The 21,150-nt window shown below is 69.3% G+C and carries 20 protein-coding genes; 15 read left to right on the top strand and 5 right to left on the bottom strand.

The features are described from left to right. Positions 1-41: 41 nt before the first annotated feature. Positions 42-803: a hypothetical protein gene (locus WDJ58_RS14470; RefSeq protein WP_338913974.1), complete on the bottom strand. Its 762-nt coding sequence runs from the start codon at positions 801-803 to the stop codon at positions 42-44. Positions 804-973: 170 nt separating this feature from the next. On the opposite strand from WDJ58_RS14470, the gene WDJ58_RS14465 reads away from it, so the two are divergent. The 4 genes from WDJ58_RS14465 to rqcH all read left to right on the top strand — a co-directional run bounded on the left by WDJ58_RS14465 (position 974) and on the right by rqcH (position 6,502). Then, positions 974-1,660 (top strand): MBL fold metallo-hydrolase, encoded by a 687-nt coding sequence (locus WDJ58_RS14465; protein WP_338913973.1) that lies wholly within the window; start codon positions 974-976, stop codon positions 1,658-1,660. Positions 1,661-1,787: 127 nt separating this feature from the next. Further along, a complete protein-coding gene (locus WDJ58_RS14460) occupies positions 1,788-2,819 on the top strand; it encodes an NAD(P)/FAD-dependent oxidoreductase (RefSeq protein WP_338913972.1) in 1,032 nt (343 codons plus the stop codon). A gap of 195 nt (positions 2,820-3,014) precedes the next feature. Beyond that, positions 3,015-4,316: an MFS transporter gene (locus tag WDJ58_RS14455; protein ID WP_338913971.1), complete on the top strand. Its 1,302-nt coding sequence runs from the start codon at positions 3,015-3,017 to the stop codon at positions 4,314-4,316. Positions 4,317-4,393: 77 nt separating this feature from the next. Continuing rightward, positions 4,394-6,502 (top strand): ribosome rescue protein RqcH, encoded by a 2,109-nt coding sequence (gene rqcH / locus WDJ58_RS14450; RefSeq protein WP_338913970.1) that lies wholly within the window; start codon positions 4,394-4,396, stop codon positions 6,500-6,502. An 85-nt stretch (positions 6,503-6,587) separates the two neighbouring features. Here rqcH and WDJ58_RS14445 read toward each other — a convergent pair whose 3' ends face one another. After that, positions 6,588-6,839, bottom strand: a complete 252-nt coding sequence (locus WDJ58_RS14445; RefSeq protein WP_338913969.1) for a hypothetical protein — start codon at positions 6,837-6,839, stop codon at positions 6,588-6,590. Between the two features lie 21 nt (positions 6,840-6,860). On the opposite strand from WDJ58_RS14445, the gene WDJ58_RS14440 reads away from it, so the two are divergent. Both WDJ58_RS14440 and WDJ58_RS14435 read left to right on the top strand, forming a co-directional pair. Next, the gene (locus tag WDJ58_RS14440) at positions 6,861-7,544 is read left to right on the top strand and encodes a DUF4013 domain-containing protein (protein WP_338913968.1); all 684 of its coding nucleotides are present in this window, start codon (positions 6,861-6,863) and stop codon (positions 7,542-7,544) included. A gap of 178 nt (positions 7,545-7,722) precedes the next feature. Beyond that, positions 7,723-8,790, top strand: a complete 1,068-nt coding sequence (locus WDJ58_RS14435) for an mRNA surveillance protein pelota (RefSeq protein WP_338913967.1) — start codon at positions 7,723-7,725, stop codon at positions 8,788-8,790. A 188-nt stretch (positions 8,791-8,978) separates the two neighbouring features. Here the strand turns inward: WDJ58_RS14435 and WDJ58_RS14430 are convergent, their stop codons facing one another. After that, positions 8,979-9,836, bottom strand: a complete 858-nt coding sequence (locus WDJ58_RS14430) for a poly-gamma-glutamate hydrolase family protein (RefSeq protein WP_338913966.1) — start codon at positions 9,834-9,836, stop codon at positions 8,979-8,981. Continuing rightward, positions 9,833-10,582 (bottom strand): MBL fold metallo-hydrolase, encoded by a 750-nt coding sequence (locus WDJ58_RS14425; RefSeq protein ID WP_338913965.1) that lies wholly within the window; start codon positions 10,580-10,582, stop codon positions 9,833-9,835. Before WDJ58_RS14425 ends, WDJ58_RS14430 begins: the two co-directional genes overlap by 4 nt. Before the next feature lie 174 nt (positions 10,583-10,756). Here WDJ58_RS14425 and WDJ58_RS14420 point away from each other — a divergent pair, with 174 nt between their 5' ends. Both WDJ58_RS14420 and WDJ58_RS14415 read left to right on the top strand, forming a co-directional pair. Continuing rightward, positions 10,757-13,519: an ATP-dependent helicase gene (locus tag WDJ58_RS14420; RefSeq protein ID WP_338913964.1), complete on the top strand. Its 2,763-nt coding sequence runs from the start codon at positions 10,757-10,759 to the stop codon at positions 13,517-13,519. Positions 13,520-13,735: 216 nt separating this feature from the next. Then, positions 13,736-14,254, top strand: coding sequence for a DUF6789 family protein (locus WDJ58_RS14415; protein ID WP_338913963.1), 519 nt, complete (start codon positions 13,736-13,738; stop codon positions 14,252-14,254). A 51-nt stretch (positions 14,255-14,305) separates the two neighbouring features. Here WDJ58_RS14415 and WDJ58_RS14410 read toward each other — a convergent pair whose 3' ends face one another. Beyond that, positions 14,306-17,008, bottom strand: coding sequence for an AAA domain-containing protein (locus WDJ58_RS14410; protein ID WP_338913962.1), 2,703 nt, complete (start codon positions 17,006-17,008; stop codon positions 14,306-14,308). Between the two features lie 111 nt (positions 17,009-17,119). Between WDJ58_RS14410 and WDJ58_RS14405 the strand changes: the two genes are divergently transcribed. The 7 genes from WDJ58_RS14405 (at position 17,120) to WDJ58_RS14375 (ending at position 21,017) form a co-directional block, all read left to right on the top strand. Continuing rightward, a complete protein-coding gene (locus WDJ58_RS14405) occupies positions 17,120-17,668 on the top strand; it encodes a hypothetical protein (protein ID WP_338913961.1) in 549 nt (182 codons plus the stop codon). 321 nt (positions 17,669-17,989) lie between these two features. After that, complete coding sequence (locus tag WDJ58_RS14400) at positions 17,990-18,211, top strand: hypothetical protein (RefSeq protein WP_338913960.1); 222 nt, start codon at positions 17,990-17,992, stop codon at positions 18,209-18,211. After that, the gene (locus WDJ58_RS14395) at positions 18,208-18,621 is read left to right on the top strand and encodes a hypothetical protein (RefSeq protein WP_338913959.1); all 414 of its coding nucleotides are present in this window, start codon (positions 18,208-18,210) and stop codon (positions 18,619-18,621) included. Before WDJ58_RS14400 ends, WDJ58_RS14395 begins: the two co-directional genes overlap by 4 nt. Positions 18,622-18,734: 113 nt before the next feature. Then, positions 18,735-19,151, top strand: coding sequence for a nuclear transport factor 2 family protein (locus tag WDJ58_RS14390; RefSeq protein ID WP_338913958.1), 417 nt, complete (start codon positions 18,735-18,737; stop codon positions 19,149-19,151). Then, positions 19,151-19,369: a hypothetical protein gene (locus WDJ58_RS14385; protein ID WP_338913957.1), complete on the top strand. Its 219-nt coding sequence runs from the start codon at positions 19,151-19,153 to the stop codon at positions 19,367-19,369. The genes WDJ58_RS14390 and WDJ58_RS14385 overlap by 1 nt, the downstream gene beginning before the upstream one ends. 59 nt (positions 19,370-19,428) lie before the next feature. Continuing rightward, positions 19,429-20,595 (top strand): thiolase C-terminal domain-containing protein, encoded by a 1,167-nt coding sequence (locus tag WDJ58_RS14380; RefSeq protein ID WP_338913956.1) that lies wholly within the window; start codon positions 19,429-19,431, stop codon positions 20,593-20,595. Beyond that, positions 20,592-21,017: a Zn-ribbon domain-containing OB-fold protein gene (locus WDJ58_RS14375; protein ID WP_338913955.1), complete on the top strand. Its 426-nt coding sequence runs from the start codon at positions 20,592-20,594 to the stop codon at positions 21,015-21,017. Before WDJ58_RS14380 ends, WDJ58_RS14375 begins: the two co-directional genes overlap by 4 nt. Positions 21,018-21,150: the final 133 nt, after the last annotated feature.

Here is a 21,150-nt window from a genome sequence, read left to right as displayed (position 1 = left end):
CCAGCCGAATAAGCTTTCAGTCCCGTCGCCCGGGAGCGGCTTCAGGGCGAGGGGTAGTTCCCCTCCCCGACGACGAGGTGCCCCTCGGCGTCGACCCATCCCGACTGCGGCCCGGTCGCCGAGTAGTCGACCGTCTCGCGGTAGTGGTTCCCGGTCCACCCGCCGGCGAACCACTCGTTTCTCCCCTCGAAGTGGACGATCAGCTGTACCCGGGCGTCGTCGGCCGCGTCGTAGGCCAGGTGGACGGGCGCGTCGTAGGCGAAGCAGGACGCGCTCTCGGTGGTGGGGACCTCGCAGGCGGTGGCGACCCGCTCCGACGAACTCGGGAGGAGCGGCTCGTCGCCGACGGGCGTCTCGGTGTCGACGGGGTAGGGCGCGTCGACGGTCACGAGCACGTCGACCGAGCGGAAGTCGACCTTCGAGTGGTTCGGGTCGTCGGGGTCGTACTCCGACTCGTTGATCTCCACGCGACGGCCCGTCCCCTCGGCCTCGACGGTCGCGAAGTAGCGTGGCTCGACGACGAATTCGGTAGCACGAAGCTCGAGCATCGGGCCGAACTCGGTGTCGACCACGCTCGCCTCGAACGCCCCGTCGACGGTCCCGTTCGGGGCGAGCACCGAGGCGTTCAGCACGCTCGCACCGCCCTCTGCGGGGAGTGGGACGCGGATCGTCGCGTTCGAGAGGGTTCCGTAGGCATCAAGGCCGAACGTGTAGTCGTAGGTGGCGGCGCGGCTCTCGGGTTCGGTCCACGGGAAGGCACACCCCGCGGAGAGGACGACGAGTGCGACGAGAACCGTAGCCATCGTGTTTCTGGAGGGCGATCTCACGCCCCGTCCCAGAAGCGTGGCGAATATCAATATCGCGTTGTCGACCGCCAACCAGCACGACTCGGGAGTTCGCACGGGGCCGACGCGGACCCAGGGCGTGGTGTGAAACCGCACGGCTTCTAAGTCGGGAGCCCGTAGCCGTGGGTATGCCGAGCCGGCTCGCCGACGGCGTCTGGGCGCTCGATCTGGGGCTGTTCCCGCCGATCGCGTCGAACGCGTACCTCGCGGACGACGGCGAGACGACGCTCGTCGACGCGGGGCTGCCGGTGAACCCCGGGCGACTGCTCGCGGAGGTCCGCGGGGCGGGGTACGAGCCGGCCGACCTCGACCGGGTCCTGCTCACACACTACGATCTCGACCACACCGGCGGGATCTCCAGGCTCCGCAGGGAAGGGTTCGACGGGACGGTCCACGTCGGCCGGGAGGACGTCGCCCTGATGGACGGCGGGTGGTCGCCGTCGGCGTTCCACCCGAAGGGGGTGTTCCACCGGATCGTTCGACCCTTCTTCGGCATCCCCGACGTCGAACCGGTCGCCGACGGCGACCGCATCGGCGGGTTCGAGGCGTTCCACACCCCCGGACACAACCCCGGCCACACCGTCTACGTCCACGAGGGGCTCGACGTGGCGTTCCTCGGCGACCTGGTCTGGGAGGAGGACGGCGAGTTCACCCCCCCGTTCTGGCTCGACTCCTACGATATGCACGCGCTGCGCGAGTCGATCCGCTCGTTCGCCGCACGCACGCCCCCCTTCGAGATGGCCTGTATGGGCCACGGCGAGCCGTTCGTCGAGGGGGGGTACGAGGCGCTTCGACGGCTCACCGACCGACTCTGAGGGCGATCGCGACCGGCCACCGGCGAGCACCGACCCGAACGGACGCCTCACCGGTGAGGGCGTCCGACCGCCCCTCCGGGACTGCCGGTTGGATCGGGCTTTAGGGCCGGGCGGGTCTACTGCACCCATGACGACCATCGGTATCGTCGGCGCGGGTGCGGCCGCCGCGGCCGCGGCGTACGTCCTCGACGAGGCTCCGGACGTCTCGATCACGGTCCTCGAGAAGTCGGGCGGGGTCTGCGGTCGGGCGGCGACCCGCCGGCGCGGGGACTGCACCTACGACTACGGCGCGAACTACGTCAAGTCCGAGGACCCGCGGGTGAACGAACTCCTGACCGGGGAGCTCGACGTCGAGGGGTTGATCGAGGCCGAGGGACCGGTCTACACCTTCGATCGCGAGGGGACGATCTCGGAGGGCCGCGACGACGAGCACAAGTGGACCTACCGCGCAGGGCTCACCCAGATCGCGAAGCGGCTGTTCGCCACCACGGGGGCGACCGTCGAGCGCCGGACCCGCGTCGAGACGGTGACGCGGGACGGCGACGCGTGGTACCTGACCGATACCGGCGGGACGGAGTGGGGTCCGTTCGACCTGCTCCTGCTGAACCCGCCGGCACCCCAGACGGCCGAACTCCTCCGCGGGGCCGACTGGGACGCCGAGATCCGGGAAGCCCTCGCCGAGGAGACGGCGGCAGTGCCCTACCGGACGATCTGGACGGCGGTGCTCCACTACCCCTTCGAACTCGACCGGCCGTACTACGCGCTCGTCAACACCGACCGCGAACACGAGGTCGGATGGGTCTCACGCGAGGAGTGCAAACCGGGCCACGTTCCCGAGGGCGAGAGCCTGCTCGTCGTACAGGCGGGCCCCGACTGGTCGACCGAGCACTACGAGGATCCCCCGGAGGGGAACGTCGCCGAACTCGCCGAACTCGCGGCCGACCTGCTCGACGACCCGCGGCTCGCCGAACCCGACTGGACCGACCACCAGGGCTGGCGCTACGCGCTCCCCGACGGGCAGGCGGACGAGGAGACGGTCCGAGCGGCCGAGGAGTACGGCCTCTACTGTGGTGGGGACTGGGTGGCCGGAGAGGCACGGGTCCACGCCGCCCTCCGCTCGGGTCTGGAGGTCGGCGAGCGGATGGCCGACAGGCTCTGATACGGACTGTTGTAGTCTTTTACTGGTGATCGTCGGGCAGGGCCGACGATCACCGGTAGATCGTTACAACCGTCAGTACGAACGACCTCGGATCGGGAGCCCTCCGGACCGTTCCCCCGAGGGACGTAGGCGCGGGGTGGGCTCGATCACCGTCACCACCTGGTTTTACGCCGGAAGGGTCCGCTCCACCGGACGATGAGCACGGAGGAGGGAGGGGCCGACCCGCTCGACGCCTTCCGGCAGTTCCTCGCCCTGCGTCGGGACGTTCTCGTCCTCTCGGTGGCGATGTTCGCGTTCAGCCTCGCCTTCCAGACCACCTCGCGGTACGTCCCGGAGTACCTGCGCGTGCTCGGTGCCGGCGCGGGCGTCATCGGGCTCTACGGCTCGGTCGGGAACCTCATCTCGGCCATCTATCCCTACCCTGGGGGTGCCCTCTCCGATCGTGTGGGTTCGCGGGTGTCGCTGACACTGTTCGGCGTCGTCACGACGGTCGGGTTCGGCGTGTGGTATCTCGCGCCGACGGTCGACGACCTCGCGGTGGGGAGCATCGTGGTCCCCGGGTGGTCGCTGGTGTTCCTCGGGCTCTTCCTCACGCAGGCGTGGAAGTCGTTCGGCCTCGGGGCGACGTTCGCGGTAGTGAAACAGAGCGTCGCGCCCGAACACCTCGCCTCGGGGTTCGCGAGCACGGAGACCTTCCGTCGGGTCGGGTTCCTCGTGGGGCCGCTGCTCGCGGCGGCGCTGCTCGCCTCGACGCCGGGGTTCACCGGCGGGTTCCGGCGGATCATCCTGATGGCGGTCGTGTTCGGCGCGGTCGCCACCGTCGTCCAGCACCTGCTCTACGACGCGAGCGAGGACTCGATCGGGAGGTCGTTCGAGGGGCTCGGGCAGGTGCGCCGTGACCTGCTCGGGATGCCCGAGACGCTCCGGCCGCTCCTCGTCGCCGACACGCTCGTCCGGTTCGCCAACGGGATGGTGTACGTCTTCTTCGTCATCGTCGTCGTCGAGTTCCTCTCGGTCGGGTTCCAGGGGTTCGGCCTCACGCTCCGACCGGACGCCTACTTCGGGGTCCTCCTTGGTGTGGAGATGGTGGTGGCGCTGGTCTCGATGGTGCCGGTCGCCAGGGCCGCCGAGCGCGTGGGGCTCAAACCCGTCGTCGCGCTCGGGTTCGCCGTCTACGCCGTCTTCCCAGCACTGCTGATCGTGGCTCCCGCGAACCAGTGGGTTCTCGCACTGCTCTTCGCGTTCTCCGGTCTGCGGTTCGCCGGCCTCCCGGCGCACAAGGCGCTCATCGTGGGCCCCGCCGAGCGCGACGCGGGGGGACGGGTAACCGGGACGTACTACCTCGTCCGGAACACGGTCGTCATCCCCTCGGCGGTCGTGGGTGGCGTGCTCTACGCGATGGACCCGGTGGTGGCGTTCGGCGTCGCCTCGGCCATCGGCGTCCTGGGAGTCGCCTACTTCGTCGCGTTCGGCCGGGAGTTCGAGGCGTACGCCTGAGGCCGGTCGAACGCGGTTGCCGACCGGTGTTCGGCGCGACCCGACACGCCTTTCCGCTATCCGGCGTCACCTCGAATATGGACGGGAAACGCGCCCTCACGAGCGTCGACCTCGCGGCGCTCGTGACGGAACTGAACCGGTACGAGGGTGCCAAGGTCGACAAGGCGTACCTCTACGACGACGACCTCGTCCGGCTGAAGATGCGCGACTTCGACCGCGGCCGCGTGGAGCTACTGCTGGAGGTGCGGGATCCCAAGCGGGTGAACGTCTCCGACCCCGAACGGGTCCCCGACGCCCCCGGACGACCGCCGAACTTCGCGATGATGCTCCGGAATCGGCTCTCGGGAGCCGATTTCGACGGCGTCGAGCAGTTCGAGTTCGACCGCATCCTCACCTTCCGCTTCGAGCGGGAGGACGCGAACACGCTGATCGTCGTCGAACTGTTCGGCGACGGCAACGTCGCGGTGCTCAACGAGGATTGGGAAGTGATCTCCTCGCTCGACACGGTCCGGTTGAAGTCACGGACCGTCGCGCCGGGCAGCCAGTACGGCTACCCTGACTCGCGGTTCGATCCCCTCGTCGCCGACTACGAGGCGTTCGCCGCGGCGATGGACGACTCGGACACCGACCTCGTCCGGACGCTCGCTACCCAACTGAATTTCGGCGGGCTCTGGGGCGAGGAGATCTGTACCCGCGCCGGGGTCGAGAAGACGAAGGCCATCTCCGACGCCGGCGAGGACGAGTACCGCGCGCTGTTCCGGGTCGTCGAGGAGCTCCGGCGACGGCTGAAGGAGGGCGACCTCGACCCGCGAATCTACCGCGACGAGGAGGGCGGGGTGGTCGACGTCTCGCCGGTTCCGATCGAGGAACGCGGGGCGCTCGACGCCGAGGCGTTCGAGACGTTCAACGCCGCGCTCGACACCTACTTCAACGAACTCGAGGCCGACGAACCGGGCGGCGGGGGCGGCGGCCGCGACCGACCGGACTTCCAGGCGGAGATCGAGAAGAAGGAACGGATCATCGCCCAGCAGGAGGGGGCCATCGAGGACTTCGAGGAGCAGGCGAGGGCCGAACGGGAGCGGGCCGAACTGCTGTACGCGAACTACGATCTGGTCGACGAGGTGCTCACCACGGTCCGGGAGGCCCGCGAGGCGGACGTCGCCTGGGACGACATCGCGGCGAAGTTCGAGGAGGGCGCGGAACGGGGGATCGATGCGGCCGAGGCCGTGGTCGACGTGGACGGACGGGAGGGGACGGTCACGCTCGACCTCGACGACACCCGGGTGACGGTCGACCCGCGCGACGGCGTGGAGAAGAACGCCGACCGGCTCTACCAGGAGGCAAAGCGCGTCAACGAGAAACGGGAGGGTGCGCTGGCGGCCATCGGGGACACGCGCGAGGAACTCGCTGAAGTGAAGGAGCGACGCGATGCCTGGGAGGCCGAGGACGCGAGCGAGGCGGATGACGAGACCGACGACGAGGAGTTCCGCGAGGTCGACTGGCTGTCCCGCTCCTCGATACCCGTCCGGCGTGACGAGCAGTGGTACGAGCGGTTCCGGTGGTTCCACACCTCCGACGGCTTTCTCGTCGTCGGCGGGCGGAACGCCGACCAGAACGAGGAACTCGTGAAGAAGTACACCGAGCGCGGCGACCTGTTCTTCCACGCCCAGGCCCACGGCGCGCCGGTCACGATACTCAAGGCCACGGGTCCGAGCGAGGCCGCGCGCGACGTCGACATCCCCGAGTCCTCCCACGAGGAGGCCGCGCAGTTCGCCGTCTCGTACTCCTCGGTGTGGAAGGCCGGCCAGTTCGCCGGGGACGTCTACATGGTCACGCCCGACCAGGTCTCGAAGACTCCCGAATCGGGCGAGTACATCCAGAAGGGCTCGTTCGTGGTCCGCGGCGATCGGACCTACTACGACGACACGCCCGTCGGGGTGGCCGTGGGTATCCAGGTCGAACCCCAGACGCGCGTGGTCGGTGGCCCGCCGTCGGCCATCGAGGACCGGGTCGCGACGAGCGTGCGGCTCGAACCCGGCCAGTACGCCCAGAACGACATCGCGAAGATGATCTACCGCGAGTTCCGGAACCGCTTCGCCGACCAGTCGTTCGTCCGGCGGGTCGCCTCGGCCGACCGCATCCAGGAGTTCTGCCCGAACGGCGGATCGCGGATGGTCGAGGAGTGACGGGGAGGCTCCCGTCGCCCCGGGCGATACACTCGACCGATGTGACATAATCGGACTACTTCCGGCGAGGCATCAGTCGCAGCCGCTAGACGCTCCCATCGACGAGTTCCGTCACCGGAACACCCGACCCGTCGTCTCGTCTTCCCCTGTTCGTCTCTCCGTCCCTTTCGACGGCCTCAGATCCCCCCAGCGGTTCGTTAGCCCTTCGTGTAGCCCAGGAATCAGACCGATACTCGGCCCAGGGGTCGACACCGACACCAGGGGACTCCACGTCGCCTACCCTCTGCATATCAGCAAGCTTTATATTCTTCCTCGGTAGTATCTTATGTTGATTCATATGGACGTGGACATCGAGACGATGGCGAAATACCCAATGGAATCGGACGAGTGGATCAAGACCGTCTTGATCGGCGGAGCGGCGCTCCTCTTCTCGTTCCTCGTGGTTCCCCTGTTTCTGGTGTCGGGCTATCTCGTCCGGGCTATCAGGGCCGGCATGGACGGGGCCGACGAACCGCCGGTGTTCGACGAGTGGGGGGAGATGCTGAAGGAAGGGTTCGTCGCCGGTATCATCGGGCTGGTGTACCAGATCGTCCCGTTGATCGTGCTGTTCGTCTTCGTCGGCGGTTCGATCCTCGCGTTCGCAACGGGGTCGAACACGGGCGGCGGGATCGGGATGCTCGGCCTGTTCGGCGGGCTGTTCGTCTGGTGGATCCTGTCGATCGTCTTCGGGTTCGTCGGGTTCGCGGGCGTCGCCAACTACGCCAGGGAGGGGAGCTTCGGCTCCGGCTTCGACTTCGGCGTCATCAGGGAGGTCATCACCTCCCGAGCCTACCTGATGGCGTGGGTCTACGTTATCGCGCTGAACATCGTGGTCGGCGCGATCGCCGGTGCCCTGAGCGTCACGGGGGTCGGAGCCATCCTCGCCACCTTCCTGTCGTTCTACGCCCTCATCATCGCGGGCTGGCTGTGGGGCGACGGGTTCGCCGAGGCGATGCGGATGAGCACCACCCCGGGAACCGACACCGGGGCCGCTGCGATCTGAGACCGCCTCCACGTAGTCGAGCTCCTGCCGGGGCCGCGGACGCTCGCTTCTGCGTCTCCCCGGTGGGGTCTCGATCTCTCTAACGACGCCGAGCCGCCTCGGGAGAACCTCGATGGAGCAAGTGGCGCATCGCTCCCGGAATAGCAGGGCACTTACCCGCCGAGGGACACCCGGAGGTATGCGCATCGCCGACCGGGAGCGGGTCGAGGGCGGTCGGGAGCGGATCTCGCTCGTCCCGGAGAGCCTCGACGACCTCTGGCACCTCCAGTACGTGCTCGAGCCGGCCGATCTGGTCTCGGGCGACACGACCCGCCGGATCCAGCGCAACGACGACCAGCTGCGGGACACCGGCGGCGAACGCGAGCACCTCTGGGTCGAGATCGAGGTCGACGACGTGGAGTTCGCACGTTTCGCCAACCGCCTTCGCGTCGGTGGAGTCATCTCCGACTGCTCGCGAGAGGACCAGCTCGGCCAGCACCACACGCTCAACATCGAGGAGCGCGAGGAGGTGACGGTCACGAAAGCCTGGCAGACCGACCAGCTCGAGCGGCTCCAGGAGGCCGTCGAGGCGAGCGAGAACCCCGACGTCGCCATCGCGACCGTCGAGGAGGGCGCGGCGTACGTCCACACCGTCGCCCAGTACGGCGTCGAGGAGCGGGCGTCGATCTCCGGGCCCACCGGCAAGGGCGAGTTCGCCCGCCCCCGGAAGGAGCTGTTCGCCGAACTCGCGACCGTGCTCTCCCGGATGGACGTCGAGGCGATCATCCTCGCCGGGCCGGGGTTCACGAAGCAGGACGCGCTCGACTACATCGGGGAGAACCATCCCGACCTCGCCGGGAAGATGACGACCGTCGACACGGCGAGCGTCGGGGACCGTGGCGTCCACGAGGTCCTGAAGCGCGGTGCGGTCGACGAGGTGCAGGCCGAGACCCGGATCGCCCGCGAGGCCGAGGCCATCGACGAGCTGATGGCCCGGATCGCCGAGGGCGCGAAGGCCGCCTACGGGATCGACGAGGTGGCCGAGGCGACCGACTACGGGGCCGTCGAGACGCTCCTGGTGCTCGACGAGCGACTCCGTCAGGAACGGGCCGGCGAGGGGGACTGGGAGGTCGACGCGAACGAGCTCGTCGAGTCGGTCGAACAGCAGGGCGGCGAGGTGACCGTCCTCTCCGGGGAGTTCGATCCCGGCCAGCAGCTACGCAACCTCGGCGGCGTGGCCGCGCTGCTACGGTACCGGCTCAACTGACAGGCGGCGTCGACCGACTCCGCTCCGCCCGGACGTGACGCCGCGCTCCCGCTCGCGTCCGGGGACCGGATTCAGAGCACGGACGATCTGGTCCCGGTATCGTACTTGAACCCTCGCGTCGTAGGCCCCTGGAGTGAGCTCCGAGAGGTTCGATCGTATTCGTTCGGACGAACCCCACACCCAGAACGCTACAGCAACACGTCCGCCACCGCGTCGGCGACGTCCATCCCGTGCCGCCACCGGACCTCCGTGGACTGCTCGATCTGGACGCCGCTCGTGTCGTCGTCGGTCAGCCAGTTCACGACGTTCTCCGGCGAGTCGCCGACGTAGTCCCCCTCGTCGATACGCTCGACGGGGATTTCGGGGGAGAGGATCCCCTCGATGGCCTCGGTGACGCGCTGACGGACGTTCCGCGGAGCGCCGCCGCCGATCCCGACGCCGTCGTGCCGCCAGCCGTGGAACGAGACGGCCGCTTCGAACGCCCCACGCTTTCCGGATCCCGTCCCGAGGAGGCCGTCGAGCGCCGAGAACGACCCCGGGTGGAGGTCCGCCGAAGTGACATGCCAGCGGTCGAACGCCCGCCCGCTCGGCCACCACCCGTTGCACGCCCAGACGGTCGCCCCGTGCTCGCCCAGTCGCCTGGCCTGCGCGTCGGTCTGGGGCTCGACGTCCCCGCCGTGGGGGGCGACGGCGATCACCGGGCCCCTCTCGCGGGCCCGTTCCGTGAACCGCCCTGCGGCGAGGGAGGTGCGAGGCGTCGGGGCCTCCCCCCTGACCCTGACGGGACCGACGCCGTCCAGGAGTTCCCCGAGTTCGGGCGCGACGATCGCCCGGTCGTCGGTGTCGACCACCGTCGAGAGCACGCACTCCCTCCCACGTCGGAGACGGACCTGCTGACCGACCGCCGCTCCGGCCCACGCGAGCACGGCGGCGGGGAGCCGACAGTGTTCGCGGTAGAGGTCGGGATCGACCCCGATCTGGTCGGTCGGATCGGGTGAGTCGATGGGGCCGATCGGCCCAGTCGAGTCCTCCGGCGGGGGCGTCATTCGACGGGGACCGTCGTCCCCTCCCGGGCGAAGCGGACGTCGCCGTCGTACTGCTCGGCTATCGAGTCGAGCATTCCCGCGTGCTCGCCGTCGGTGTGGGGGTAGAGGTGGCTGAGGTAGACCGTCCCGAACTCACGTCCGGCGAGGACCGCGCCGAGCTGTGAGGGCGTCGGGTGGTTCGAGACGTCCACGCTGTCGGGGAACGAGCAGTCGTGGACTAGCACGGCCGAGCCGTCGGCGAGGTCGCCCACGCTCTCGGTCGCCTCGGTGTCACCCGAGAAGGTCAGCGCGGGCCCGCCGCGCTCGATCCGGTAGGCGTGACACGGCATCGAGTGGACGGTTTCGGCCACGTCGATCTCGTAGCCGGCGAACTCGAACGGGGTGTCCTCTATCGCGACGTCCCGGACGGTGAGATCGACGCGGTCCCGGAGGTAGTCGTGGACGGCCAGGAGGTCGGAGACGAGCTCGCGCGTCCCGGGCGGGCCGGCGACTGAGAGAGATTCGCTGCCGGCGAGCCACTTCGCCTTCAGGAGCGGGAGGAGGTCCGAGACGTGATCGAGGTGGTGGTGGGTCAGGAGGACGTGATCGACGGCCTCGTATCCGGTCTCGGTTCCGGCGAGCCGGTGGAGGACGCCGCTCCCGCAGTCGACGAGTAACGGCTCCCCTTCCGACTCGACGAGGAGCCCCGTTTGAACCCGCTCGCCGGTCGGCATCGCGCTCCCGGTCCCGAGGAACGTCACCTGCATGGGGGATGGGAGGGGTCGACGTTCTAAGGTGTTCCGCCGGACGGCTCCCCCCAGATTCGATATCCCCGACCACGGTGATCGGAGTTCCTCCTCGAACGAGGGGGAGCGAGCGCGACCACTTCCGCCGCGCTGTGGGAAGCCCTTTGTCTCGGGCGGTCCTCGGCTCGAACGAGGATGGGAGGAGAGCCCTCCGGCCGCGACCTGCTCGCCAGGTGGCGCGACGAACTACCGTTCGACCCCGACTCCGTCGGTATCGAGGACGAGGAGGTGTTGGAGCGGTTCGAGCCCGCGGTCCGGGAGTGGTGGGTCGAGGAGTTCGGCGAGTTCGTGCCGGGAAACGGCGGGTTCTTCACCCCGCCACAGCGCGGCGCGATCCCGAACATCGACGAGGGGACGAACAGCCTCATCTGCGCGCCCACGGGCTCGGGCAAGACGCTCGCGTCGTTCGCCTCCATCATCGACGAACTGTTCCGGCGCGACCGGGAGGAGGGACTCGAGAACTCCGTCTACGCGCTCTACGTCTCCCCCCTGAAGTCGCTCGCCAACGACATCCACCGCAACCTGGAGATCCCTCTGGAGGGGATAACGGAGCGGCTCGAATCCCGGGGCGAGGAGGTCGAGATCCGCCACGCCATCCGTCACGGCGACACGGACTCGGCCGACCGGCAGGCGATGCTCGACACCACGCCACACATCCTGAACACCACGCCCGAGACCCTCGCCATACTCCTCAACAGCCCGAAGTTCAGGGAGAAGCTCCGGACCGTCGAGTACGTCGTCGTCGACGAGATACACAGCATCGCGGAGAACAAGCGCGGGACGCATCTGTCGGTCTCGCTCGAACGGCTGGAGGAGATGTGCGAGGGCTCGCCGACGCGGATCGGCTGTTCGGCGACGGTCGAGCCGCTCTCGACGATGGCCGAGTTCCTCGTCGGTCGGGAGAGTCCCGGCGGACCGTCCCGTGAGTACGATATCGTCGACGCGCGGTTCGTCCGGGAGTTCGACGTCGAACTCCGCACACCAGCAGCCGACCTCATCGACACCCCCCGTTCGGTGGTGACCGAGCGGTTCTACGACCAGTTACACGAGTGGATACAGGGGTCGACGAACACGCTCGTGTTCACGAACACGCGGTCGGGGGCCGAGCGGGTGCTCCAGAACCTCCGCGACCGGTTCGACTGCTACGACGAGGGGAACTCCGGGGCCCACCACGGGTCGATGTCGAAGGACGAGCGCCAGCGGATCGAGGGGAAGCTCAAGCGCGGGGACGTCGACGTGGTCACGACGTCGACGTCGCTCGAACTCGGCATCGACATGCCCCACATCGACCTCGTGGTGCAGGTCGGCTCGCCCAAGTCGGTCGCGGCGCTGCTCCAGCGGGTCGGACGGGCGGGCCACCGTCTCGGACAGACCGTCCGAGGGAGGGTGGTCGCGCTCGACCGGGACGAACTCGTCGAGTGTGCGGTGATGCTGAAGCGGGCCGAGGAGGGGTTCGTCGACCGCGTGTTCGTCCCCGAGGACGCACAGGACGTCGCCGCACAGCACGTCTACGGAATGGCGATCAACTCGGTACGGCCCGAAACCGAGGTGAAGGGCATCCTCCGGCGGGCCTACCCCTACCGGAACTACACGGACGCGGAGTGGGAGGACCTGATGCGGTATCTCACCGCGGGCTACGAGGGGATGGAGGACCGGAACGTCTACGCGAAGGTCTGGCGGGACACGAACGACCCGCCGTCGGGCGAACACCACTACGAGGAGTACGAGGTGGACGAGGCCCTGATCGGCAAGCGCGGCCGGCTCGCGCGGGTCATCTACATGACCAACATCGGGACCATCCCGGACTCGTTCACGGTCGACGTCCGCACCCGTTCGGACAAGGAGTGGGTCGGCCAGCTCGACGAGTCCTACCTCGACACGCTCGAACCCGGCGACGTGTTCGTCATCGGCGGGAACCGCTACGAGTACCGCTACCGCCGGGGGTCGAAGGCGTACGTCGACCCGACGAGCGACCGACCGACGGTGCCGTCCTGGTACTCCGAGCGACTCCCGCTGTCCTACGACCTCGGCCGTGAGATCCTCGGGTTCCAGGGCGAGTTGCTGGCGCGGTTCGAGGAGGGGGGGCCGCCTGCCGTCCGCCGGTGGCTCCGGGAGTTCCCCCTCGACGAGAACGCCGTCCGCGCGATCGCCCGGATGTTCGACGAGCAGATCCGGTACGCCGGCGTGGAGAGCGTCTCGACGGACGGACGACTCGTGATCGAGGAGGAGCGCGACCACGACCGCTATCGGCGAAACTACTACGTCCACTCGAACTACGGTCGGCGGTTCAACGACGGGTTCTCCCGGCTGCTCGCCTACCGGATCGCCCGGTCGGTGAACGCGAACGTCACCGTCGCGGTCGCCGACCACGGGTTCACGCTGTCGATGCCGCTCAACCGGAAGATCGACCTCGCGGGCCTCCTCGCCGACGTGGACCCGGCTGACGCCCGGGCCGACCTCCGGGCGGCCCTCTCCGGGACCGATCTGTTGAAACGGTACTTCCGCATCAACGCCACCCGCTCGCTGATGATACTCAAGCGCTACAAGGGGTACGAGAAGTCGGCGAGCCAGCAGCAGGTATCGAGTGAGATGTTGCTGGGGTTCGCCGAGGAGCTGGAGGGGTTCGCGGTCCTCGAGGAGACCTACCGGGAGATACTCGAGGACCGGCTCGACCTCGCTGGCATCGAGGCGGTGCTCGGCGAGATACGCGACGGGGAGGTCGAGGTGACCACTCGGACCGTCGACTCGCCGACCCCGCGGGCGTTCGGGATGGCGACGCTCGTCGCCTCCGACACCGTGCTCGCCGAGGACGAGAGCGCGGTCCTCCGGGAGTTCCACCGCCGCGTCATCGAGGCCATCGAGGGGGACGGGGACGCCGCCGTCGCCCGGACGGACTGACCGACACACCGCGAGATCGGACGGCGAGGAGCGACACGACGGACGCCCCAACGAGGGAGTAGGGCGAACGCGCCGAGCAGGGACTCAAACGGCGAGGAGACGAGCGACCGTGAACGGGGCGCTCTCCGCCGTCCCGGGCCGGCGAACGTTCCCCTCCGAGAACCATCTGATTAATCCCAACAGTAATCACGGGTGGGGTGCTAACGTCCCACGTACATGAGCAGCGAGGCCACCACGAACGAGACCCTGACCGGCGAGGAACTCGACTCGAGCACGGCCGAACTCCCGATCACGATCCGCCTGATCGGCACGGCCATGCTCGGCGGCGTGGTCGGGATGGTGCTGATGCTCCCGCTGCTGGTCGGCGCGCCCCTGGCGCTCGGCCTGTTCCGGACGGCACCCATCGTGGAGTTCTCCTCGATCGTCTCGTTCTTCGGGCTCCAGCCGAGCCTGGCGCTCGGTGTCGTCGTCTTCGTCCTCGGCGGGTCGACGCTCCTGCCCGTCCAGTTCCTCGTCATCGGGGGGTTCCTCCCGCCGAAGTCGCCCCGGTACCTCCGCGGCGTGAGCTTCATGACCGCCTACTGGTTCGGCTTCCTGTTCGCGTTCTGGCCCGGCGGCGGCCTGCTCACGAGCGCGATCTTCGTCGTGGTCTCGCTCGTCTCCCACGGGATCTACGGTGTCTCGCTGGGCTACCTGCTCGATCGGTGGGCCGAGATCCCCCAGCACGAGGTCTGAAACCGAACCCCCCGGGATCGTTCCGGGCGGTCGGACGTCACGGACCAGTCCTCAGGCCTCGGCCCACCGGAGCAGCCGCTCGTAGAACGGCTCGGACCCCAGCGCGGCGCGGTCGCCGACGATCACCAGCGACCGCCTGGCCCGGGTCAGCGCGACGTTCATCCGCCGGTGGTCCTCGAAGATCGGCCCCGCGATCTCGCCGGTCGCCGTGAACGAGACGACGATCACCTCCTTCGCCGAGCCCTGGAACCGGTCGACGGTGTCGACGGTCACCTCCGGGAGCCGACGTGATATCTCGGCCACCTGCGCCCGGAACGGCGCGATGACGCCCACGTCGTCGGGGTCGACGCCAGCGTCGAGGAATTCACGTACCACCTCCGCGACGGCGTCGGCCTCGACCGGGTTCGAGTTCCCCGTCCGGGTTCCATCGGGATCCACGAAGCAGACCGGGTCCTGCAGGTGCTCGGGGAGCGTCCCGACCGAGACGCCCGGCAGGTCCGCGAGCCGCTGGCCGGCCACCTCGGGCGTGGCGGGCCGGAGCGCCCCGTCGTAGAACTCCGTCGAGGAGAACCACTGCACCCGCTGGTTCATCCGGTACTGCCGGTCGAGCATCACGCCCGCGTCGGGGTAGCGCTCGATCAGCCGCTGGAACAGGCTCGTCCGGAGATCGTTCTCGGCGCGGACGACGGGTGGGAGCTGCTGGTGGTCGCCGACGAGGACGAACCGATCGGCGCGGTTCGTGGCGAGGAACGTTCCCGGTTCGGTGAGCTGGCCCGCCTCGTCGACGACGGCGACGTCGAACTCCGCTTCCCGCATGATCCGCGAGCCACACGACGCGGTGGTCGCCGCGACGACGGGTGCCTCGCGGAGTTCGTTCGCCCGCTCGACGGGATCGCCGCCCGTCTCCAGCCGGTAGGGGAGGGTGTCCTCGCGGATGCCCGTCTCCGAGCCGACGCGGACGAATGAGTCGAACCCCTGCTCGCGGAGCGCTTCGAGGGCGTTGTCGACCGCGCGGTTCGTGAACGCCGAGAGCAGGACGCGCTCGCCACGGTCGACGAGTTCCCTGACGATCCGGGCCAGCGTGTAGGTCTTGCCCGTCCCGGGCGGGCCGTGGACGAGCGCGAGGTCCTCGGCCCCGAGCGCCAGGCGCACCGCCTCGTCCTGGGCGTCGTTGTTGTCGATGTACGTCGTCGAGTCCTCGAACTCGAACGACGGATCACGACGGCCGAACAGCACGTCCTTTCGGTCCTCGTTCCCCCTGAGGATCGCGTCGTGGAGCGCCTGGAGCTGGCGGTCGACGGTGAACTCCGAGGGGTAGACGTCGAGCCGCCGGAGGTCGAGCGGTTCGTCGGTGGTGACGACGACCCGCTCGCCGAGCCGCTCGACGCGGGCCATCTCCGATCGCGTCTCGATGGGATGACCCTCGCTCGTGAGGACGAGGTCGCCCTCGCGTATCTTCGAGACCGCCGCGGGGTCCTTCTCGGCGGTGAGCCGCCAGCGCCCGCCCTCGATGCGCTCGCGGGAGACGGGTTCGAGGCCGATCAGCGCGCGGTCGTCGTCCGCGCGTTCCTCGGCGGTCTGCTCCCAGAGCTTGTGGTACTCGCGATGGACCTCGCGGCGCTCCTCCTCTATCGCGCGGTAGAACCGCTCGAAGTAGTCGCGCTCCTCCTCGGGGACCGGCGTTCCCACTGTGCCGGCCTTCGACTCCTGATCGAGCCGGCCGGCGACGACCATACACGTGTCCTGCTCGAAGCAGTACTCACAGCGGGCGTCGGCCTCGTAGCCGGTCGGAACGGACGAATCGAACTCCATCGCGGCGATGCCGTTGCGCTGGCGAACGACGTAGTTCAGGAACCCGCCGCTCACGGAGAACTCCTTGGCCGGCGAGAGGTCGCCGTCGGCTTCCGAGCGGTCGAGCGCGGCGTTCTTCGTGTACAGCAGCGTCCCCGTATCGGGGTGGTCGCCGTCGCCGTTCCCGTCGCGCTCGCCGAGCAGGAGGGCGTAACAGGCCGCCTGCACCTTGTCGTGAAAGCGCGGCTCGCGCCGGGTGTTCTTGCCCGTCTTCAGCTCGACGGGCATCCCCCGGCGGACGGCGTCGGCCCGGCCCTTGATCCCGAACCGCTCCGAGACGAGCGTGAGCTCCGAGCGCCACTCGCTCTCCTCGGGCGCGAAGGCGTCCCCCGAGTCCCCCCCACCGAGCCGGCCCTGCTGGAGCCAGCCCTCGATGGCCGCCGCGTTCCGTCTCACCTCGTCGGCCACCTCGTCCGAATCACGGCCCATCAGCCCGAGTTCGAGCCCCGCCTCCGTGACGTGCTCCTCGATGCTCTCCTCTATGTCCCGCCCGCGGAGGAGGTCGCCGAACACCTCGTGGACGAGCGTCCCCTTGACGACGGGGTACTCCAGGGGAACGCCCGAGAGCTTGTTGAGGTAGTACATCCGCGGGCACTGGACCCACGCACGGATGTCGGTGACGTCGACGAGGAACTCCGGCTCGACGACGACGTACGAGTCGCCCGTGGTCGCGTAGGTGGTCTCGCCGCGGAACTCGTCGGTCGAGACGTCGGTCACCAGGAGTTCCATCCCCAGGTCCAGCAGTTCCGCGGTCTCGGTCCACTTCCCCCAGAGGGTGACCCTGACCGGCTCGGCCGCGCCCCCTTCGGGACGGATCCGGACCTCGGCGAGCTCCGTCCGGCCGTTGCGCGTGTCGACCGTCCGCGTCTCGCCGGCGTCGACCACCGGACCTCTGACGTTCACACTCCCCCCTGCCCCGTCGTCGGAAAGAGCCTGTCGGTCGTCCCACCGCGACGACCGCTCCCGACCGGGGCGTGCGGCAGGTTCTTGCGGCGGGCGGCCTCACCCCCACCAATGCGTGTTCGCGACTGGCAGGACGTACTGGAGGACGTGGTGGAGTCGAAGGCGGACCCGGACGGCTGGCGGGCGGTCGCCGGCGATCGACGGGAGGGCCTCGGCGAGGACCTCTTCTTCGGCCACCCCCGTGTGGGGGTGTTCCAGCTCAAGACCTACGCGAAGAACCCCTACGAGGTGAAGGGGGTCGGGGCCGAGGTGGCCCGCCGCATCGACGACGACCTCGACCCCCTGTTCCCCGACGACTCGGCGGGGCGGTTCGGCGTCCAGCGGCCGGTCGAGGACGAATCCGAGGCAGAGGACACCGCCCGGCGGCTCGAGGAGGTCATCAGGACGCACGCCGACGCGCCGACCACCGGGGGTGCCCTCTTCGAGGACGTGATGGAGGCGATGGACTCGCCCGCGTTCGGCCCGATGGAGTACGACATGACCGGACGACCCGAGGGGCTCGACGGCCTCTCGGAGCGGTTCGAGGAGGCCGAGGAGCTGCTGAGCGCCGAACTCGACGACCTCGTGGAGGCCGACGAGGTCGACCGCGGGTTCATGTAACGTACTCTCGGCTCTCCCCGCACTGGACCGCCCACGGTCGAAACACCGTTCGGCAAGGGCCTCCGGAGAGTCGGGAGTCACCGAACCGGGAACCGACCGCCGACGACCGGGGTGTACACCGAGGATCGGTCGGCGATCCGGGACGACCGCAGTCGCCCGGAAGCCGTCGTCGAGTGGAGGCTCGTCGGGACCAGTCGGGGCGCCGTCTAAACCCTTCGGCGTTTCGTGCCGGAAAACCAACTCAGGATTATTTAGCGAGGTCTACCTGTATCGAACACTCAGCACGCCACCGCGGGGATTCACGGGGGCGGGGAGAGGACGATGGATACGAGAGGGGTACGCGGGACGGAGGACGAACGGGACAGAGCGGGGATCGGTGTCGTACCGGCCGTGGTGACGACCATCCTGACGCGCGGGACGGGCGGGGTACCCGGGCCGTTCGGGATCACACTGAACGCCGCTCTTCTGGGCGCGTTCGTCCCCCCTGGAGTCGCCCCGCTCGCCGCCCGAACCGGGGACGAAATCACGGGTGAGTCGCGATGAGCGGGAGGGAGACGGGTATCGAGCGGGGCGGACTGGCGCTGTTCCGTCGGTACGACGCCCCGACCGACTTCACCGGATGGCACGCCACGGCACTCGCGAGCATCGTCCCCCCGGCGGAGGAGTACGTCACCGGGATCGACTGTGCCGACCGCTGGGGGCTCCGGCGGCGGGGCACCAGGCTGGTCCTGACGGACGAGCGGGTGGTCGCGTTCTCGCCGAACCCCGCCGCGCCGGTGAAGCGGAGCCACTGGCTCGAGGACATGGTGAACGTCGGGTACGACGCGGGGGTGATCACCGCCGAACTACGGTTCAGCGGTGTCGGGTTCTACGAGAGCTACCGCGTCCCGAAGCGCCTCGGGCGGGAGTTCGCCGAGGCGGCCCGCGAGGGGATGCGAGCGGCACAGTCCTGACCCCCCGCAATCCGGGTGGGCGACACCTCGTGACCGCCCGACGAGCCGGTTCGGTCGTCGGGAGCCTCGGGGCGGTCCAGTACCGGTAAGTCACCCGGCCTCGACCATACGGTATGGACGCGGAAACGACCGTCCGTGACTACTACGAGGCGCTCCGGGGTGGCGAGCCGCTCCACCCGTTCTTCCTCGAATCGGACCGGACGGTGAAGTTCGGCGTCGGCGAACGGCTCACCGGCTACGAGGCGGTGGCCGAGGGGCTCCGCGAGCAGACCGCGACGACCGGGGGCTGGGAGGTGAACTCCTCGCGGCTGCTCGTCGGGGAGCGTCCCGGGGGGGCGTGGTTCAGCGACGACGTCTCCATGGGCTGGACCGACGAGGAGGCGGACGTCCGCCACGAGTACGACACCCGGTGGTCCGGGCCGATGGTACGGCTCACCGGGGAGGAGCTGGAGGCAGAGACCGACTCCGGGCCGGGGCGATGGCGGTTCGCCGGGATGCACGTTTCGGTGAGCGTCCGGGGTCGACCCTGATGGTCGGACCGATCCCCTCGGAGGACCGCGAGTCGGTCGCGTTCCGCGTCAAGATCGCCTTCGCGCTCGTCATCGGCGCGTCCGCGGGGCTCATCACCCTCCAGGGCGACGTCTCGATCGCGGTCACGGCCCTGGTGACGCTGATCGGGACCGTCTTCGGCGTGCTGGTGACGTGGTTCGTCTTCCCCGGGTCCGGCGAGACGACGCGGGAACGATAGGGCGGGCGGGATCCGTCGGGATCGGGTCACTCATTAGCGTCCGACCGCACCGTCCGCCCATGGCAAGGGCAAGCGTGGTGGGTGCCGGGATGACGAAGTTCGGCGTCCACGACACGCCGTTGACGGAGCTGTTCGGCGAGGCGGCCTTCGGGGCGCTGGACGACGCCGGCGTCGAGCCGCCCGAGGTGGACTCGCTCTACTTCGGCAACGCGATGGGTGGACAGACCGAGAACGACACCCACCTCGCGCCGACAGTCGCCTCGCACGTCGGCATGGCCGGGATCCCCGCACAGCGCTACGAGGACGCGTGTGCGACCTCGGCGAACGCGTTCAATAACGCCGTCGAGGCGGTCGAGTCGGGGCGACACGACGTGGTTCTCGCGGGCGGCGTCGAGCGCTGCACGCCCGAGACGGGCCTCGACACCGCCGCGATGACCCGCATCTTCGCGTCGGCCTCCCACCGGCAGTACGAGCAGCCGACCGGTATCACGTTCCCGGGCGTCTTCGCCCTGTTCGTCAAACGACACATGTACGAGCACGGCACGACCGAGGAGCACCTCGCGCACGTGGCGGTGAAGAACCACGCGAACGGCACCCGGAACCCGAAGGCCCACTTCGGCAAGGAGGTCACCGTCGAGGAGGCGATGGAGGGCCCCGTCGTCGCCGATCCGTTCCGGCTCATGGACTGCTGTCCGTTCTCGGACGGGGCGAGCGCGGTCGTCGTCGTCTCCGAGGAGTACGCCGACTCGTTCGAGGCGCCCGTGGACGTCTCTGGCGTGGGCCACGCGACGGGGGTAGTCCCCATCGGGGACAAGGAGACGCCCCACGTCACGCAGGCGGCGCGTGACGCCGCGAACGAGGCCTACGGACAGGCCGGCATCTCGGCCGAGGACGTGGACTTCGCGGAGGTCCACGACTGCTTCACCGGCGCGGAGGTGCTCGCGAGCGAGGCGCTCGGGCTCGTCCCCGACGGCGAGGGTGGGTTCGCCGCCGCCGAGGGCCGGACGGCCGTCGGCGGGGAGATCCCGATCAACGCCTCCGGGGGACTGAAGGCCAAGGGCCACCCCATCAGCGCGACCGGCACCGGCCAGATCGTCGAACTGACCGAGCAGCTCCGCGGCGATGCCGGCGAACACCAGCTCCCGGCCCCGGGGACCGGCGTCGCGCACAACCTCGGCGGGGACGCCGCGACCACCGTCGTCAGCGTGATGGAGGCCCGCGCATGAGCGAGACGGAGGGGCCGGCCGAGGAGGCCGGATCGGAGTCCGAGGACGGGGACGACCTCCCCGAACTCACCTTCCGGACCTGGAGCGACGCGCTCCGCTCCGGTCGGCTGCTCGGCCAGGCCTGTCCGGACTGCGGACACGTCGCCGGCGCGCCGAAGGCCGCCTGCGCGCGGTGTGGCTCGCGCGCCATCGAGACCGTCGAACTCCCGACGACCGGCGAGGTCTACACCGAGACGACCGTGATGGTCCCCCCCGAGGGAGTCGAGGAGCGGGGCTACCAGGTGGCGATCGTCCGGGTCGGCGAGGCGCGCGTGATGGGCCGCATCGAGGGCGAGGAGGTGGCCATCGGCGACGAACTCCGCCTCGCGGGCTACGTCAGGGGCGAGGAGGACGACACCGGCCCGCTGTTCGAGCCCGTCTGATACGGACGGTCGTAGTCCTTTACCGGTGACCGCCGACCCCGCCCGGGCGGTCGCCGATAAATCCGTACAACGGTCCCTGTGAGTCGACGAGCGAGGGGAGCCCCCGGTCGGAACCGCTAGACCCCCATCGATC

It is taken from the genome of Salinirubellus litoreus (assembly GCF_037335815.1).
Taxonomy (GTDB): domain Archaea; phylum Halobacteriota; class Halobacteria; order Halobacteriales; family Haloarculaceae; genus Salinirubellus; species Salinirubellus litoreus.
The sequence above is the reverse complement of the archived record's forward strand: the minus strand, read 5'-3'. Positions and strand labels throughout refer to the sequence as shown.